Source organism: Prochlorococcus sp. MIT 1318, assembly GCF_047304505.1.
GTDB classification, from domain to species: Bacteria; Cyanobacteriota; Cyanobacteriia; order PCC-6307; family Cyanobiaceae; genus Prochlorococcus; species Prochlorococcus marinus_D.
The window spans coordinates 493,500-509,387 of sequence record NZ_CP138958.1 but is presented as its reverse complement, the minus strand read 5'-3'; the positions used below and the strand labels follow the sequence as shown (position 1 = coordinate 509,387).

The window sequence follows — 15,888 nt, the reverse complement described above, 5'->3', positions numbered from 1 at the left end:
GGTTTTGGATCAAGATATTCGAGGCATCAATAAAGATTGATATTGTGGCTGTCGATATTGGACGGGTTGATTGCTGAAGTCATGCGAGATCTTTGCATTGTATGTCCTCGATTGCTAGCCCAATCTGAAAGGGTTAAATTAAGAGAGTAATTTAGAGAACAATGGCAATCATTTACCAACTCACTTTTTTGCTATCAGTTATCATTGTCGCCTATATCATCGGCTGGTCTATGACTGGCTATGTCTTTAAGGCCCCTAGGGATTTAAGCAGTAAGCCTTTTCTCGTTATTGCTATAGGATTGGCTTGGATTGTGATTGCATCAGCCTGGGCACTTCTGTTAAGCAGGCTGTTTCCATTTTATATTTATCTGCAGTACACGATTGTCTTCACACCTGTCTTCGTTGCGATTCTATTGAGAAAAAGAATCCAAGTACATTCCACGATTAAACAGCATGCAGCTAGACTTTTGCAGGTTTCTTGGCTCTTCTTTGTTCCAACTTTGATTCTTGTAGCGTCTGGAATCATGTCTTCTATGCACCATAAGGTGCAATTTGGTGTTGACTCTGCACTTTACATTCAATTAGCACATCATTTACTTCGTTCGCCAACGAACCCCACAGACGTCTCGAATCTTGTCGAGACAGGTAATTTGGCTTGGGCAGGTTTTGTTCAAAGCCATCGATGGGGTTTGCCATTGCTTGTCCAATTTTTTAGCTCGAGCATTTTTAGTGATCTTGCCAAGAATTCCTACACCCTGTGCTCAGTATTTATAGTTTTACCAGCTGGTTTGATCGTAGAGAACCTTCCCGTTGTTAATGATGCCAATAAGCGTATTTCGATATTGAGGAGATATGTACTTTTGCCATGTGTGGGATTAAACTGGTTTCTTTTCTCTCTACTACTTGAAGGGCAATGGCCTAATCTTGTGGCGTTAACATTTTACTTTTTAGCGTCCATTTTTATCGTCGACTCCTTATACGACATACTCAGCCTAAATTCTACGAAGTTGATCAGTCTTTGGAAGATCGTATTGTCTGCATTGTTTTTTTCAGCAGCTTGCACAATCTATGGAGAGTTTTTCTTGTTGCATTGGATGTCAGTCTCTATCTTGATTGCCGTTAGCCTCGGATTAAGTATTCGCTCTGTTTATTCAATCGGATTCAAGGTAGGCGTGGTCTTACTGCGCTACCTTTTGGTAGTAGTTGGCTCTTCTATTTTTCTCTGTCTGCCATATTTGCAGCGTGCATTTTCTCATACAACGGAGATAAAACTGACTTCTGTTGGTTACCCTCAGCCACGACCATTGCTTCTCCCAGATCTTCTTGGAATTGATTCTCCTTGGCTTTTAGATGATTGGCGCTCCCAAATAAATTCTTTGACTGAAGCGGGGCAGGCTGTAAATAGATTGGTTGATTCTAGTGATATCAAATATTATGTGCTCCTTGCTTTTGTTGGCATTTGTGCATTGGCGGCTTTATGCATAAGTTTTGCATTCTATGAGTTGGATCTCTCGTCTCGTCAAGGTAAGTTGTTTTACACGTTCGCATTGCTTGTTCCGACCTATTCTTTGGTAGCTACTTTTTATACCTTTAAATCGGTCTCTGGTGCAGGCGTGAATGCAGACTACATATGGTTGAAGCTATGCAGCTATTTGTTTTTGTTTTTTCAATATCTTGTTCTTTCAGTACTTTCGATTTCGCTTGCCAATAAGAAGGATTTGACTCGTGCATCAATAGATCAGTCCTTTTATGGCCGCTCATTATCCTATCTCTTTGCATCCCTTTATTCTGCAATGGTTGCATTTACGTGTTTCTTTTATCTGAATTTATTCTCCGAGCACTCAGCCCGGGCTCGCATTCTCTCTGAAGAGACGAAAAATCTGCTTTCGAGTGAGTACTCAGATTGCATTATTGTACTACCTCCAAGAGGAGTTTCTAGGACAGAGAGGCGTTGGGCAGATCGAACAAAGGAATTCATTACAACCTCTACCTCGCCTAATGCCACTTCTTCCTCTCGAGCTTTAAGGTTTTTAGATAGTTGGTCTTTGCGGGTTGAGCACATGAGTAGTCTTGCTCACCCATTATCCATGACAGGCAATATTTGTCTATTGGTTGATACAAGCCGAGATTCATATGATAGACGGTTCATTCAAGCCAATCATCGCTTATCTGATTGGCAACGCACGCTCCCAGATGATTGGACTTTATACGTAACAGATTATACTTTTGGTGATCTTCAACGAATTGGCACTGTTAATCTCTACAGGAAACTTTACCGTGGGATTAAAAATTAGGAGCGCTTTCCAATGGCGCTCTTGCATTGGCTTACTCTTTGATATGATTCAATTATGGCTTGTCAATACCTTCTCCTATCGCAAAGTCAACTTGTCATTTAGAGCCTATGGATGTTGCTCTAGTTTAATTGCTGATCATCAATTATTAGGCTGATTTTATCCCAATCAATGGGCCCCCTTTCGTTTGATCCCTTGAGTTCATGGATATAATTCTACGATCTTCGCATCGTTATCTGATATCTGGAGTTGTCTTCACGATATTTGGGCCAACGTTATTTTGGCTTCTCTATCCCTTAGGAGCCATGTTGGGTTTGGCTGTATCTATTACTGTCGCCCATACGGCTCGCTACTTTGTATTTAGGGTATTTGTTTTTACTCGCAATCAAGGCTACCGAGTTAGTCCGATTCGCTATCTGATGAGCATCTGCCCTGCAGTGTTGGCAGAATTTTTCGTGACATCAATGACCTATCGATTTTTTTCGAGAACTGTCGTTGTTGCGTTGGCCACAGGGGTTTCAATATGTATTGGTTACTTGTCTAGTAAATATATATTTTCCCGCCCTGACTCTCAACTCAATGTTAAAGGTTTGGGCCTTAGAAAGTGATCAATTCGATATCCATTCTAATCGCTTGCGCCTGCACTTTCCATTTATAGCTAAATGTAATCGCTTGGATGTTTAAACGGTATACCTAAAACATCGAACTGTGCCAATGAAACTTTGGCGTGAGCGGCTGTAGATTCTTTATGACGAGGTGAACCTTTCAAGCCACTGATGGTCTTCTGTAGACGGCATGTTGTTATCAAGCACGCTTTTGTGTGCTGTTGATGTATTGCTCGATTTGCTGACGACATGATTCAACTGTTCCACTGTTATCGATTACTAAATCCGCGAGAGGCCGTTTCTGCTCCAGTGGCCATTGTGCAGCGATGCGTTGCTCTGCTTCTTGGAGTGTCAGGCCATCACGAGCGATCAGCCTTTGGCATTGTTGGGCTGGGCTGCAGTCCACCAACCACACTGCGCTGCAAAGCCCGCTGAGCTTCGCTTCAAACAACAGCGGAATCATCAGCACCACCACCGGCTCTGCTGACAGATCACCCAAGGCCACATCAAAGCGCTTTGCAACGATGGGATGAATGAGCTGCTCTAACCAGCGGCGCTCGTCGACGTCGCTAAAAATAATGCTTGCCAGTGCTATGCGATCAATGCTTACCGGATTGTGTTGACCTGCTTCAGCTACAGCGTTTCCATATCGTTGCAGTACGGCCATGGTGGCAGCGCTGCCAGCGACTAGAGCGTCTCGGGCGTAGATATCGGCATCCAGCACAGGCAGGGCATGTTCCTCTGAAAGGTAGAGCCCAACACTGCTTTTGCCAGTAGCGATTCCGCCAGTGAGGCCGATGCGACGTTGCGGGCCATGCCAGCGTGGCAGTGGCACCCTGCTGGAGGGCTCGGTGGTCATGGCGTTGGTGGAGGATGTATTTAGTTTGTCTCCTAGGGCCGTGAGCTCTACGCTGGATTCCCTTTGGCGCCCCATCCAAGGTGGTTTAACGGCACCTTTGGGCTTTCAGGCTTCAGGGATCACGGCTGGATTGAAGGACTCTTGCAAGCCGGATCTTGCTTTGCTGTTAGCTCCAGAAGGTGCTGTTTGTGCAGGTACGTTTACTACTTCATTGGTGCGGGCTGCCTGCGTCGATCTTTGCGCGGACCGTTTGAAGGCTTCTGCTGGCAAGGCACGGGCCGTGTTGATCAATTCTGGTCAGGCGAATGCCTGCACCGGTAACCGTGGCTTGCTCGACAGTGTTCGAGCCACTCAGGCTCTGGCCGACCGACTTGTGCTACCAGTTGACCAGGTTTTGATTTGTTCAACCGGTGTAATTGGTGTACCTATCCCCATGGAGACCTTGCTTGCAGGCTTGGATCCCCTTGTGGAAGCACTGAACGATGAGGGTGGTGCTGAGGCGGCCGGCGCAATCCTTACGACCGATTTAGTAGAGAAGCAGTTTGCGCTCGAAGCTGAAGTCGGTGGTCGACGTGTACGAATTGGAGGCATGGCAAAGGGATCAGGAATGATTCATCCCGAGATGGCAACGATGCTGGGCTACCTCAGTTGTGATGCCGGTGTTTCGGTCGATGTTTGGCAGGCGATGGTGAAGCGGGTTGTTGATCGTTCCTTTAATGCGATCACGGTTGATGGTGATACCAGTACGAATGATTCGTTTTTCGCTTTTGCAGCCGGTGAGCCTCTCGAGCTTAAATATCTGGAGGCATTAGAGGCTGGGGTGCTGGCGGTGGCTCAGCACCTAGCCAAGGCAATTGCACGTGATGGTGAAGGGGCTACCTGTTTACTGGAGGTTCAGGTAGAGGGTGTCGTTGGCGATGTTGAGGCCCGCCGTATTGCACGCACTGTTTGCGGCTCTTCTTTGGTAAAAACGGCCGTCCATGGTCGTGACCCCAACTGGGGGCGAATCGTCGCGGCTGCAGGGCGTGCTGGTGTGTCTTTTGATCCTGCAGCAGTAGCCCTTTGGTTGGGCCCTCATCAGTTAATGGAATTCGGAGAACCCGTGCCTTTTGATCGGGTCGCTGCATCTCGCTATATGCAAGAGCGGGTTGATGGGAATTATTTAAGTGATGACACAGTGAGGATTCGTTTGGTTGTGGGTGATGAAGCGGGCGATGGCATTGCCTGGGGCTGCGACCTTTCGGATCAATACGTGCGCATTAACGCCGATTATACAACTTGACTTAAAATAATAGTGATAGCAGGGGGTTAGGGTGATCTAAAAATCATGCTCACAGTTTGCTCACACTTACCTAATCACATGCTTGGACGGTTATTCATGGCATTTGCTTGCCCTTGCTTTTAATTGGCAACCAGTCTTCGGAGTAGGTACTGGTCCATCTCGCCTTACGCCACTCATCAAACATCACTGTGCCTCCATAACGCTTGATCAGGTCATGGAGGACAACACCATTGAGAGTGCATCCATCAACAGGACATGCCAGTACATAGGTGTCCTTAGAGCGTGCATAACCCATCACTGCCTTGTGCTTCTTGCAGTTAGGGCATTGAACCCTGAAGGTTTCTTTGCCGTTGAAATTATCTCTTCTTTTGATTCCACCTAATCTTGATGCCATTTCAATGAAGAATGGATATTCAATATTGAGATCAGTTTTGAACTCATAACCCATAAGATTATCTCTCTACTTGTTATCATAACTTAACACAATATCAACAATTAGTCAACAACTTGTATAGATAGAGTGGGTATGAAATTTTGGACTTCTTGAGTTATTTAAGACCCTTAAGGAACAGAAGATCATAGGAAACTATAGATAAATAGATTTAAAAGATTGATTTAAATATGGTCTCATGATTCATCTAAGTCAGCATTGCATCAAGATCACTATCAGGAACTATTTAGACCATCTACATAAAGGATATAATCTATGACAGTATTAACTCCATTTAGAACGACAAAAGAACAGAAACAAGTCAAAGTCTCCATCTCGTACCAGCAACAAGAAGTTGATAAGGTACTAAAGATGGAAAGTGAACTCATGAAGCACTATGGATACAACAGAAGTCAACTGCACAAGACCCTAATTAGAGAAAGATATAGTCAGGTACACATGCTATGAAGATGGTTAAATTATCTTCTGTTCACTATGAGATGTTAGTTGAACTATCAAAGAAGAACAGAATGAAACCAGATGATTATATAGAGGTGCTATTACAAGAAAAGTATAATAAGAAAAAATGAACTTTATAACCTACAGAGGTAACCAAATTCGAGGTCTATAACTTGTTAAAGAAAAAATTCTCCAAGAAATTTTAGTCGCTCTTGAGTAAATAAAGAACTTCCAAATCCTGCATTGATTCTGGGACCTTGCGTCTTAGAAAAGTAATGCATTATATTGGTCTAACCAATATCCTTGTGCTGCTTTCACTGGTGCAGTCAAGAGAGGTAAAGTAATTAGAAAAACAATAGGCGCTTTCATATAAAAATCAGATCAGTCAACCTGATCTGTTGGTTGCTGTTGCACGGGAATATTTGCTGATGCACGACCTGTGCGGAATCTCCATTTTTGATAATCACTAATCATCCCTGTTGCGGACTCAAAGATCACACCTGCTGCAAGCAGAAATACAGCGAACTGCAAAATTGGATCTAACCTCCACCCTTGAAAGAATAAGATTAACCCCGCCAGTGGAAGCATCAGCATTCTTCCCAGTGATTGAAAAACAAGAAAAATGCTTTTCCCTATAACTGCAGGAGAAGTGTCTGCTCTTCGTTGCAGGACAAAAAATAACTGGAACAAACCTAAAACTCCTGCAGGTATACCCCAAAGGAAAATTAGGATTCCAACAATACTGCTCCAATTAAGTGACGCATTAACCATTGAATTTTTTACGCTTGATTGTTTTTAGCATTCTTTCTGTAACTGGAACCTTTTCTAAAATAAAGATTCACGCTCATCTGCTTTCTTTTTGCCTTATGCCCTATGGGTTCAACTCAAGTGCGGGATAAAATATTTAAGTTTGCTATTAAAAACGTCGAAAAAATTCTCCAAGAAATTTTAGTCGCTTTTAAGTAAATAAAGAACTTCCAAATCCTGCATTGATTCTGCAACCTTACGTCTTAGAAATGTTAAAGCATCGCCATCCATGCTTGATTCGGCAATCATTGCTTCTGACTGTTGGATGGCATGCTCTAGATTCTTTATTTTTAATTGCAGAACCTCTTCATCCTTGCTGCATTGATCCAGCGTGTAGGCATCAATCATAGGTCAGCATGTTGGATTTAATGAATAATCAATCGTTCAAGTATCAAGGCAACAACGACTCCCTTAAAGAACATAAACCAAAGCAATCCATAGTCGCTGAGTCCAAGTATTTTTTGGTACCAAGCAATGAACTTCTTGTGCTTTACGATGAAACCCATTTCTGTTGTTACTACTGCTGCTCATTCTTGCATCAAAGGGGAGGTATTGTTTACTCTTCTTCTGGATGGCAACCATTTATAAAGGAACTAGTGCATAGATGCCTTAATTTTAAACCGGACTAGAAGACTAAATCCACAAGCGCTTTGCCTACCAGAAACACAAACACACCTTCTGCAAAGAGCAACCAGGCAATCGTGGAGTTGCTCAGACCCAACCTTCTATAGCGATCAATCGTCGAGTCATGCACTTGTCGGATACGAGTAAGCATTTACTGTGCTCCTATAACTTTGACTTGATTTCCATCCTCACTTAATTGCATCCAATTCTTTAGATCCTCCTCGGCATAGGTCTCTAACCTTTTTGCATATACAGCATCTGCGTCTAAATCTTCAATCATTTCATAACCAAAAAATTCCAATAATTCTTCTTGACTCTTAAAGCATCGATCACTCCATTCGTAATTTTTATTACCCTTAGCATACTCATACTCATAACATTCATAGAAATAAGAAGTCTCATAACTTGCCACTAAAGCAAACTCATTTTTATCTTTTTCAGTCAGTTTGTCGTAGACACCCCAACCAATGATCAAGACTGGCATTACTTCTTGAGTTGAGAGCGAAGGACTAACTGACGCTTGAGTTTCACGTTCTCATCTTTTAGTTCTTGCATTTCCTTCTGGTACTCGTCGATCAAGTTCAGCGTCCACTTCCAGTCCCTCTCAGTGCAGTGCTTTCTGGCAGCATCCCAGTCCATCGTTAGCACTCCAGATGCATTGTTCTCTTTGTCATCTTCCTGCTCCCTCTCTTAGACGATAGAAAGTTTCCTCGCACCTAATAACAACACCCTTGTACTCAGGTGGGAACGATTGCATCCATTTAGGTATTTCTATACTTACTGGCAAAACTCCCTTGATATGGAAGACCACTTCTTTCTTCTGTTCGTCCAAGAAATGTGGTGGAAGGTTCAAACCGCTACGACCTCTTCCTCCACGATGATCCTTCTGATGGTTGAGAGGGCAAGACCTGTTTGCGCTCTTATAGATCTGTAGGAGCACCCTTCCTTTCTTAGGCGTAGGACAAGACTTTCTTTTGCACTACTGGTCTTCGGTCTACCTCCCAAGTTCCCGCCTGTTTCTTTGCGGTGTTGGATGCTCTCAATCGTTCTCTCTCTGGTCAGTGAGCGCTCTACTTCTGCAAGACCAGAAAGCAGACCAATAAGCACAGGAGCGAATGTCCCAAGTCCTCTGGTGTTGATCAGTCCATCAAGAGTTCTGATGTGGATGCCTTGCTGCTGCAGGTCATGGATGCGATTGACCACCTCGACTTGGGTCCTACCTAATCGATCCATCTTCGAGACCACCAACTCATCACCTTCATCGAGAGCACTGAGTGCTGCCATCAGTTGAGGTCGTTCTTTCTCTTTGATTGTTGTGCTGATCGTTTCCTGGAAAACAACGCAGCACCCTTCTTTCTTCAGATCAACAACTTGCCCTTCTGTGGTCTGCCCTGAGGTGCTGACGCGGGCATAACCAATCGATTTGTAGTTGGGTTTATCCATGAATGATGGTCTCTCGAACTTGCGCTTTTGGAATTTGCCCATGCCCGTTCCAAAAAGAGGGGTGTTTCGCCTGTATTTCTACTTTAGCAACCAGAACGCCTTAATGGAACACATCTGAGATTGATTTCACTGGACTTTGAGGGATGAACGCTTCTTTGCCACAATGATCGCTAACCGATCGCTTATTGGAACATAAGAAATAGGCACTACTGCTCATACCCCCATTCACTCTCCGTGCTTAGACCTGTATTAGGAGTCCGAGGACGTAGAGACCCTGAAAACCTGTCCTGGACTTGAGGGCATCCGACGCGGGTGCCCTTCTTAATGCCTTGTTGTTGCTGCCCGAGGGGAGAGAAAGAACGTCTGCTATTGATCAGTTTAAGGAGTTAAGGAAGTTGTATTCAAGATGGTGGTTCACTCGCGCGCTTTGCTCGCTCGTTCACCGCACGTTCAGACATAAGGTGGAATGAATGCTAGTTGGTGGCAGCCTAGACACTCAAAGCCCTTGCATTAGCAGAGACTTTTATTTCTTTAACCACCTCAAAAAGACATCCGAGACCTGGCACTATCTTGAGACTCCTGAATCCGATGCATTCTGGAGGTCAAGGATTTTACGTCAAAAAAATTAGTTTGGCTTTGAGAGGTCAAAAGTGTCTATAGCATTCATCATGAATTTAACAATCGAATCTCCAATAATATCAATGCCAGGTATAAAAATCATTATCAAAGGGATGATGAAGAATATTAGAGTCATCAATAATACAAATTTTAAATCTGCCTCACTTCTTAAATCGTTTTGATTTTTCATCATTTATTCTAATCAGTAGAAAACTATGGATAGCAACACTCTATAATGCTCAACGTCAAGTGCAAAGAAGTTGCCAATACCGCTGTTTTTCCAGGCTTTAATGACTATTTATCTGTATCAAAACTAGATAGACCTAGCTGCTGGACAGGGATTTAATGGCCTGTTTTAATTAACTTAAGGATGTAGTTGGACTAACAAGCCTTAATTCCAGAGAAACTATGTTTGAAAGGGGGTGCATGCGGGGCAGTCAGGGCCTTGTCATAGCGTTATATCGCTTCAGGCATATTTGTCGTAAAAGCTTGGCCCCTTTCCGAAATTATCGTTTCTTGTAATTCCTTCTAAGGATAGCTATGCTAACAAGAGTTAAATATAATCAATGTCAGAAGAACAACTCAGGGCATTCATCGCTAAAGTTCAAGCAGACAGCTCTCTTCAAGAGCAGCTAAAGGCAGAAGGTGCCGATCCTGTTGCTATTGCTAAAGCTGCTGGGTTTGCGATTACAATAGAAGACTTAAATGCACATCGTCAAAACCTCTCTGATAGCTGGCAGGTGGCAATGGTCCAAGGAGTTCTGCGAAGGAATGGCTGGTGGCAGCGATTTGCACCAAAATAGTGCGCGTAACCTGGCCCAAAACCCAGTCACTCCAAGTCAATGCTTCTGCAGGCGCTTTTTATTTCTTTAACCACCTCACTATTGGCTTAAAACGATATCCGAAACCTGGCACGATCTTAAAGAATAGAAGCTAAGTAATCTCCGGTAGGTTTTTCCAACACTCAACTGCCTCTTGTTTAAGAGCTTCTGGCTTGTGTTGGTCTCTTGCTAGAATTAACTTAGTATCTCCGAAGGTAACGGTTCTAGATTCAGGTTTAGCTGTGGCCTTCTTGTAAGGAGCTTTTAGGTTGTTAGCTTGTTTTGTCTGTTTAGGTGTTTGGCATGCTGTTCTATTTCAGGTATGAGTAGCTGTTGAACCTTGAGTTGTCTTCTTGCGTTGGGCTTGGCTTTTTTGGAGCGTAATGATTGAGTAGGCACTTATTGATCAGTTTAAGGAGTTAAGGAAGTTGTATTCAAGATGGTGGTTCACGCGCGCGCTTTGCTCGTTCGTTCACCGCACGTTCAGACATAGGGAGCTAAGGAGCTGTTGTGTCTTTCGTAAATAGTGTGTGGTCCTTATGAGCAGATCAACCTTTCCAGCCTGTCCATCAGATGGGTGTGCTGTTGGTAGAGATGTTTGATTGTCTCTGTGTCTTTGTCCTCTTGTGCTGCTAGCAAGATCTTTTCGTAGATGCCGACTTTGCTGAGCATGGAGCGGCAAAGCTTTTCTTTAGCGGTAGTGAGTGTGGTCATGGTGTTGGCATGTCTATGTTGTCTTTCCTCTTAGAGCAGGGGGGTAAGTGTCTTTTTCTTGTGCTTGCAAGGGTTTTCAGTCAAGAGCATCAAAGAAGCGGTTGATGATTAGCTCTTCTGGTGTAGTTGATGCTTTAGGTCTTTTAGGAATCAGCTGTAAGGCGGTAGGCGTTGGTTGATTTGCTTTGTCTTGAGTCTCTTCTCTAATCCCCTTTAGCCATTCATCGAGCATGTCATCTGTCATTTCAGGTTCGAGTGCTTCTGCTTGTTTTCGTTGTTGCTCTTGTTGCCAGATCTCAGTTGCGAGCTGCTCATCCCAAATCTGGTAAGAGAGCATGATGCGGAAGATCTCCTCTTCTGTTTGATCTAAAGCTTCTGTGTCTTTGAAGTCATTGATGATCTGATCGATGAGTACGTCTGCTTCTCGCTGCAGCATGGCATCGATGGTTGAGAGCTCAGCTTGATTGCCAAGCTGCTGCATCATCAAGCCTCGTTGCTCGTAGAGCTGCTTGTCTTTTTCTTGGCCCAATGCTTCTGCTTTGCTGTAAGCAGCTTTGGCTGATGCTTTGAGCTTTGTGAGTTTGGATGGCTCGCCTTTGTGGGTTTGACTCCATTGCTTAGCCAATGAATCTTGCGAGAGCTTGGGAGTGTCTTGCAGCTTGGTGATGGTTTCATCTAAGCAGCATTAGAACTTGACTCGAGAATCAGAGGAAAGTAGTGGTGAAGAAGCATGAAAAAGAGCGCCAACGTCGGTCAGCGCCCATACCTCAAAACCTACTTCAGAAGTATCGCGCCTTTAGTTTAATCGATAACCAACTAATCTTCTGCATTTTCAAATTGCTTTGCCAATTTGAATGCCTTTTTGATAATCAAATATGCGCCGTATAATCCAGCGATTAAGGGAAGAATAATGAATGGATTAGTACTGTAGTTGGAATAATCCTTGACGCCATCGACGTATTCAATTCCAGAACATTTTAGATAGAAGAGACTCATGAAAATGATCCCCCATCCAAGGATTGAAAGAATTCCTCCTTTTTTATCCCCCTCATAAAACCTATCTAAACCCCATCCCCAGCCAATGCCGAGTAAGACACCTCTTGTGATTGCATTTTTTTCTTGCTTGCGAAGCATTGGTCAATTAATGGTTAAAGTTCGAACTAACCATAACTGATTCTTTCTGATAGTGTGTAAATAAGCAAATTACCCTCTAGGCGCAGGGCGAAAAAGGTCCGTTTAGGTTTTAGGAAAAAGTCTTGAGATTATGCCTAAGTTGCATGCATCAAGAACCATGCGCAAGGCTGTCCTTGCTTAACAGTCACCATTGCACTACCTGATCCTGCCGAGCACTGGAGGCCAGAACAGTCACCATCAGCCGCTTGACCTAAGCGGCCCTCTTGGGCTAGTACAGGTGTACTTGATGCGAAGGGCCTTATGGCACGGTTCTCAAGCAGGCAGCTATCACCCAGTCCTTCTTCTGACCCAGAGGAGTGGCAGTGCATGGATGAGGGCACGCTCAAATCCTCGCGATCAGGAGCAGTGTGCATGACCTGTCATCACTTCCGTTATGCGGTCGGGAAGCAGTGCCAGACCTTTTTGACCTGTCCTGTCCATCAACGCTTGATTCCTCAAGGAGAGCACCTCAATTGCAAATGCCATCAATGGATCATCAGAAGGGAACTGGAGATTGGTTGGGCACCTGAGGTTGCATAGCAGGAGGGGTTGGTAGAAGATCAGATGCATTCAAGAAAGAAGCAACGATGTCTCTGGTACCTCGCTGGGAAGTCATGACCGATGAGGCAAAGGCAATCACCAAGCGGATTGCTGTTTCTGCCTTGGTGCTCTTGTTTGCCCTTTGGATTGTTAGAGCATTGATTCCGTGGGTGATCGTCGCGATCTGCGGTTACTGGGCATATCGGTGGTTGGCGAAGAGCAGTTAAGCGGGTTGGGATGGGATGAGTTACTCCGTGGTCATCGGTATAGGGATCACGCATCCAGCCATTGCCCAATGCACTTTTAAGTCGCTTTCTGCCAGTTGAGGGTGCTTCTGTTGAATGCTTGGCGTCGTAATGGACGTCATTCTCTTGGATGCATTGGAGAGGTGTCTTAGTGGTTGCAGGCCGTGGCAATGGCTACACCTCGCGCTAAGGCCAGCGTGATCCAGGTGTGCCGAAAGCAACTATCAAGTCAAGGTTTTAGCAGTGTGTAACGCTGCTTTGCGGCAGTTGTTGGAGTCTTCTGCTGACCAGGTAGCGAGACCAGCTTCCACCAGCATTTCAAGAAGTCCATCACCTCAGGTCCGAGAATTGAATGCTTTGTCTGTATGTTGATTGCAGAAAAGCAGATCGACCTTCTTTCCTACGTTGAGTCTCTGCATCTGTTGTAGTTGTGTTCTTTGTACTAGTGAGTTTGTTGCTTGAATTGATTGGCTTATTATTGTAAGTGGGCATGTATGGGGGTCAGCTCAGATGGCTCTATTTAGATAAGACTTGAGAGATATTCGCTGTAAAAAAACTTTAGTCGATTGAAAAATATCTTCTCTGGGTCGAACCTTGATACGCTTTCAACATCATTTATTCAATAACCATATGCTGGTAGCTTATTGTCCTTGTACATGGTTAGAGCATAGGAAGTTGGCAGATCAAGGTTTGTACAACAGCTTTGGTTGGAACAACTTCTTTTTAGGCAATGCCGCAATACTTATAGAGGCAAAAGTCGCAATGGCTACAGTTGCTTGCCTCTGGCCCCTAAGACAGCTGACCAAGAATAAGGAGTGGTATATGTTTCATTAGATGTGGCGCGCGCTATTGTTGTTTAATAAAGGGAGATATTCGCATTATTGACTCATGATCGCTCTATGATGTGGGGGGAATAGTGTCTTTTCTCTTTTGTGCATCGCTGGTTGATCTTTCTCCAGCTTTAATGGGTGATGTATCTTTGCTGTCTAGTACTTTTAGATTAAATACTCGTCTTCATGTCTGATGCTAGATAATTTTTCTCGTCAATATCAAGGCTTCTTTTGAAGCGACCAGGCAAGCATGAAATAAGGAACCACTTTTACAAAAAAACACCTCGCTTGAAGGTTGCTTTAATCCACACAGATTGCTTTCAACCAAGCCTGCAAGGGCTGCCAATCATCATGTTGTTCGATCGCTTGCCAAAACTCCTCAATCACAGATCGAATTGGTGTTTTGACAAAATTCCAGCGCTGCAATCGCGCATTGATGGCTTGTGCCTCAGTCGGCTCAGCAGACACAGCTTCCCGTTGCTGTGTCCACCAACGATCTCTCCAGGCCAGCCAGGCATCCCTTGGAGGTTCAGGACCATCTAAAACCACGGGCAACAATGCTTCTGGTTCTTCCGGCAACCCGTTGGTCGATATTTGAGCAGCAAGGCCTGCAAAGAAGACGCCATAACCAACAGGCCAAGCGGCGAGGAGTGCAAGAGTTTTACGCACGGCATCATCACCACCTTCAATATTGCCATTGTGATCAAAACTGCTCGGAAGACCAAGACGACGCTGCATGCAAGCTCTGTAATGAGATTGATAAATTGGAGCGAACGTCTCTAAAGACTGCTCCATTGGCTGCCGTGGCAGCAGCATTGCCAATGGCTCTTGAAGCAGTCTCAGGTTGTTATGGCAAATCCCAGGTTGCCTGCCATAGGCATAGAGGCCTGTTTGATCAAAATAAGCAGCCGTAAATCCAGGCTCCCATTGATCCAAAAAGGCGAATGGACCGTAATCGAAACTCTCTCCCAGCAGAGACATGTTGTCGGTATTGAGGACACCATGGGTAAAGCCAGCCGCCATCCACTCCGCTGCCAACCTGGCAACCCGTTCCACGAGCTCTGCGTAGAAAGCCAGCAACTGAGCTTCGATCGCGCCAGCAGCATTGCCGTCTTGAACAGGATGGGCAGCGGCAATCAGCGGATAATAGACATCAACCACATGACGCAACAAACGCTCTAGACCCTGAGCATTGCGCAAGTGCAGCAGCCGCTCGCAAGTACCAAAGCGCAGATGTGTGCGCGCTATGCGCACCATCACTGAACTGCGAGTAGGAGAAGGCTCATCACCGCGCCAAAGCTTCTCACCGGTTTCTACCAAGCAAAGAGTTCGGCTCGTGGTGACGCCTAAACGGTGCAGCGCCTCACTGGCGATGATCTCCCGCACACCCCCTTTGAGGGTCAGTCGACCATCCCCTCCACGGCTCCAGGGAGTTGTACCAGATCCCTTAGTGCCAAGATCCTGAAGCTGTCCAAATCGATCACGCAGTTGACCATAAAGGAAGCCACGACCATCCCCAAGCAATGGATTGTATGTACCAAATTGATAGCCGTGATATCGCAGAGCTAATAGTGGAGTACGAGCCTCAAAACAACCATAAGCCTGCTCCAAATGATGATCTTCTACGGCATCAGGGTCAACCCCTAGCTGCCTCAGTAAAGCATCATTACGGAAACGCAATTCAGTGCGCGGAAACCGCGCGGCATCGACCACATCCCAATAATCAGAACCCAGACTTTCAAGCTGCGGCTCAAAGTTCAATGCGAGTAGCAAGTTAGTCAATCCAACACAAAGCTGTCGTTACAGGTTGTTCTCAAATTCATAGACAGCCCTCATGCATTCATGGCGAATATTTTATTCCCCTGTTTAGCCATATAGCAGCGGTTGAGGGAGACCTCATCGTTGTATCGCTCGCAAAGCCTGCCAGAGCAAGGCAGTGCACCCTTGGCAATCTTGATGCTAGCCCAAGGCTTTTATCTGATAGATTGTAGCGCATGATTCTAAAATCTAATTCACAAGCTCTGTTGATATAGAGGGCGCTAAGACAGTCTTTGTTGACAGGGCTTGCGGAAAACTTGGTATCAATCAATTGATCATCAACATGACTCCAGCGCCAAAGAATGAGCCAGGAACTCATCGGCTAAAAC

At 44.9% G+C, this 15,888-nt stretch carries 16 protein-coding genes; 4 read left to right on the top strand and 12 right to left on the bottom strand.

Annotated features, from left to right (window positions below; translation table 11 throughout):
• Positions 1–161 precede the first annotated feature (161 nt).
• Positions 162–2,294: a hypothetical protein gene (locus SIB66_RS02710; RefSeq protein WP_063421817.1), complete on the top strand. Its 2,133-nt coding sequence runs from the start codon at positions 162–164 to the stop codon at positions 2,292–2,294.
• 801 nt (positions 2,295–3,095) lie between these two features.
• Here SIB66_RS02710 and coaE read toward each other — a convergent pair.
• Positions 3,096–3,755 carry a dephospho-CoA kinase gene (coaE, locus tag SIB66_RS02705; RefSeq protein ID WP_236070409.1) on the bottom strand — a complete coding sequence of 220 codons (660 nt, stop codon included), beginning with the start codon at positions 3,753–3,755 and terminating at the stop codon, positions 3,096–3,098.
• On the opposite strand from coaE, the gene argJ reads away from it, so the two are divergent.
• The gene (argJ, locus tag SIB66_RS02700; RefSeq protein ID WP_236073860.1) at positions 3,754–5,037 is read left to right on the top strand and encodes a bifunctional glutamate N-acetyltransferase/amino-acid acetyltransferase ArgJ; all 1,284 of its coding nucleotides are present in this window, start codon (positions 3,754–3,756) and stop codon (positions 5,035–5,037) included. The genes coaE and argJ overlap by 2 nt on opposite strands.
• 94 nt (positions 5,038–5,131) lie before the next feature.
• Here the strand turns inward: argJ and SIB66_RS02695 are convergent, their stop codons facing one another.
• The 6 genes from SIB66_RS02695 to SIB66_RS02670 all read right to left on the bottom strand — a co-directional run bounded on the left by SIB66_RS02695 (position 5,132) and on the right by SIB66_RS02670 (position 8,842).
• Positions 5,132–5,431: a hypothetical protein gene (locus SIB66_RS02695; protein WP_236073816.1), complete on the bottom strand. Its 300-nt coding sequence runs from the start codon at positions 5,429–5,431 to the stop codon at positions 5,132–5,134.
• Positions 5,432–6,307: 876 nt separating this feature from the next.
• Positions 6,308–6,697 carry a hypothetical protein gene (locus tag SIB66_RS02690; RefSeq protein WP_413681372.1) on the bottom strand — a complete coding sequence of 130 codons (390 nt, stop codon included), beginning with the start codon at positions 6,695–6,697 and terminating at the stop codon, positions 6,308–6,310.
• Between the two features lie 177 nt (positions 6,698–6,874).
• Positions 6,875–7,081, bottom strand: coding sequence for a hypothetical protein (locus tag SIB66_RS02685; RefSeq protein WP_063421823.1), 207 nt, complete (start codon positions 7,079–7,081; stop codon positions 6,875–6,877).
• Positions 7,082–7,358: 277 nt separating this feature from the next.
• On the bottom strand, positions 7,359–7,508 hold the full coding sequence (locus SIB66_RS02680; RefSeq protein WP_236073818.1) for a hypothetical protein: 150 nt from the start codon (positions 7,506–7,508) through the stop codon (positions 7,359–7,361).
• Complete coding sequence (locus SIB66_RS02675) at positions 7,509–7,841, bottom strand: hypothetical protein (protein WP_011827446.1); 333 nt, start codon at positions 7,839–7,841, stop codon at positions 7,509–7,511.
• Between the two features lie 365 nt (positions 7,842–8,206).
• Positions 8,207–8,842 carry a recombinase family protein gene (locus SIB66_RS02670; RefSeq protein WP_236073820.1) on the bottom strand — a complete coding sequence of 212 codons (636 nt, stop codon included), beginning with the start codon at positions 8,840–8,842 and terminating at the stop codon, positions 8,207–8,209.
• A gap of 1,142 nt (positions 8,843–9,984) precedes the next feature.
• Between SIB66_RS02670 and SIB66_RS02665 the strand changes: the two genes are divergently transcribed.
• Positions 9,985–10,221 (top strand): Nif11-like leader peptide family natural product precursor, encoded by a 237-nt coding sequence (locus SIB66_RS02665; protein ID WP_063407523.1) that lies wholly within the window; start codon positions 9,985–9,987, stop codon positions 10,219–10,221.
• A gap of 555 nt (positions 10,222–10,776) precedes the next feature.
• Here the strand turns inward: SIB66_RS02665 and SIB66_RS02660 are convergent.
• From SIB66_RS02660 to SIB66_RS02645, 4 genes are all read right to left on the bottom strand, one after another.
• Positions 10,777–10,953: a hypothetical protein gene (locus SIB66_RS02660; RefSeq protein ID WP_236073822.1), complete on the bottom strand. Its 177-nt coding sequence runs from the start codon at positions 10,951–10,953 to the stop codon at positions 10,777–10,779.
• Between the two features lie 76 nt (positions 10,954–11,029).
• Positions 11,030–11,578 carry a hypothetical protein gene (locus SIB66_RS02655; RefSeq protein WP_063421825.1) on the bottom strand — a complete coding sequence of 183 codons (549 nt, stop codon included), beginning with the start codon at positions 11,576–11,578 and terminating at the stop codon, positions 11,030–11,032.
• 191 nt (positions 11,579–11,769) lie between these two features.
• Entirely contained in the window at positions 11,770–12,087 is a 318-nt protein-coding gene (locus tag SIB66_RS02650; protein ID WP_063407521.1) for a hypothetical protein, read from the bottom strand.
• Between the two features lie 134 nt (positions 12,088–12,221).
• Positions 12,222–12,500, bottom strand: coding sequence for a hypothetical protein (locus SIB66_RS02645; protein WP_063421827.1), 279 nt, complete (start codon positions 12,498–12,500; stop codon positions 12,222–12,224).
• A gap of 213 nt (positions 12,501–12,713) precedes the next feature.
• Here SIB66_RS02645 and SIB66_RS02640 point away from each other — a divergent pair, with 213 nt between their 5' ends.
• Positions 12,714–12,893 (top strand): hypothetical protein, encoded by a 180-nt coding sequence (locus SIB66_RS02640; RefSeq protein WP_063421831.1) that lies wholly within the window; start codon positions 12,714–12,716, stop codon positions 12,891–12,893.
• A 1,148-nt stretch (positions 12,894–14,041) separates the two neighbouring features.
• Here the strand turns inward: SIB66_RS02640 and SIB66_RS02635 are convergent.
• Positions 14,042–15,523 (bottom strand): protein adenylyltransferase SelO, encoded by a 1,482-nt coding sequence (locus SIB66_RS02635; RefSeq protein WP_063407517.1) that lies wholly within the window; start codon positions 15,521–15,523, stop codon positions 14,042–14,044.
• Positions 15,524–15,888 lie beyond the last annotated feature (365 nt).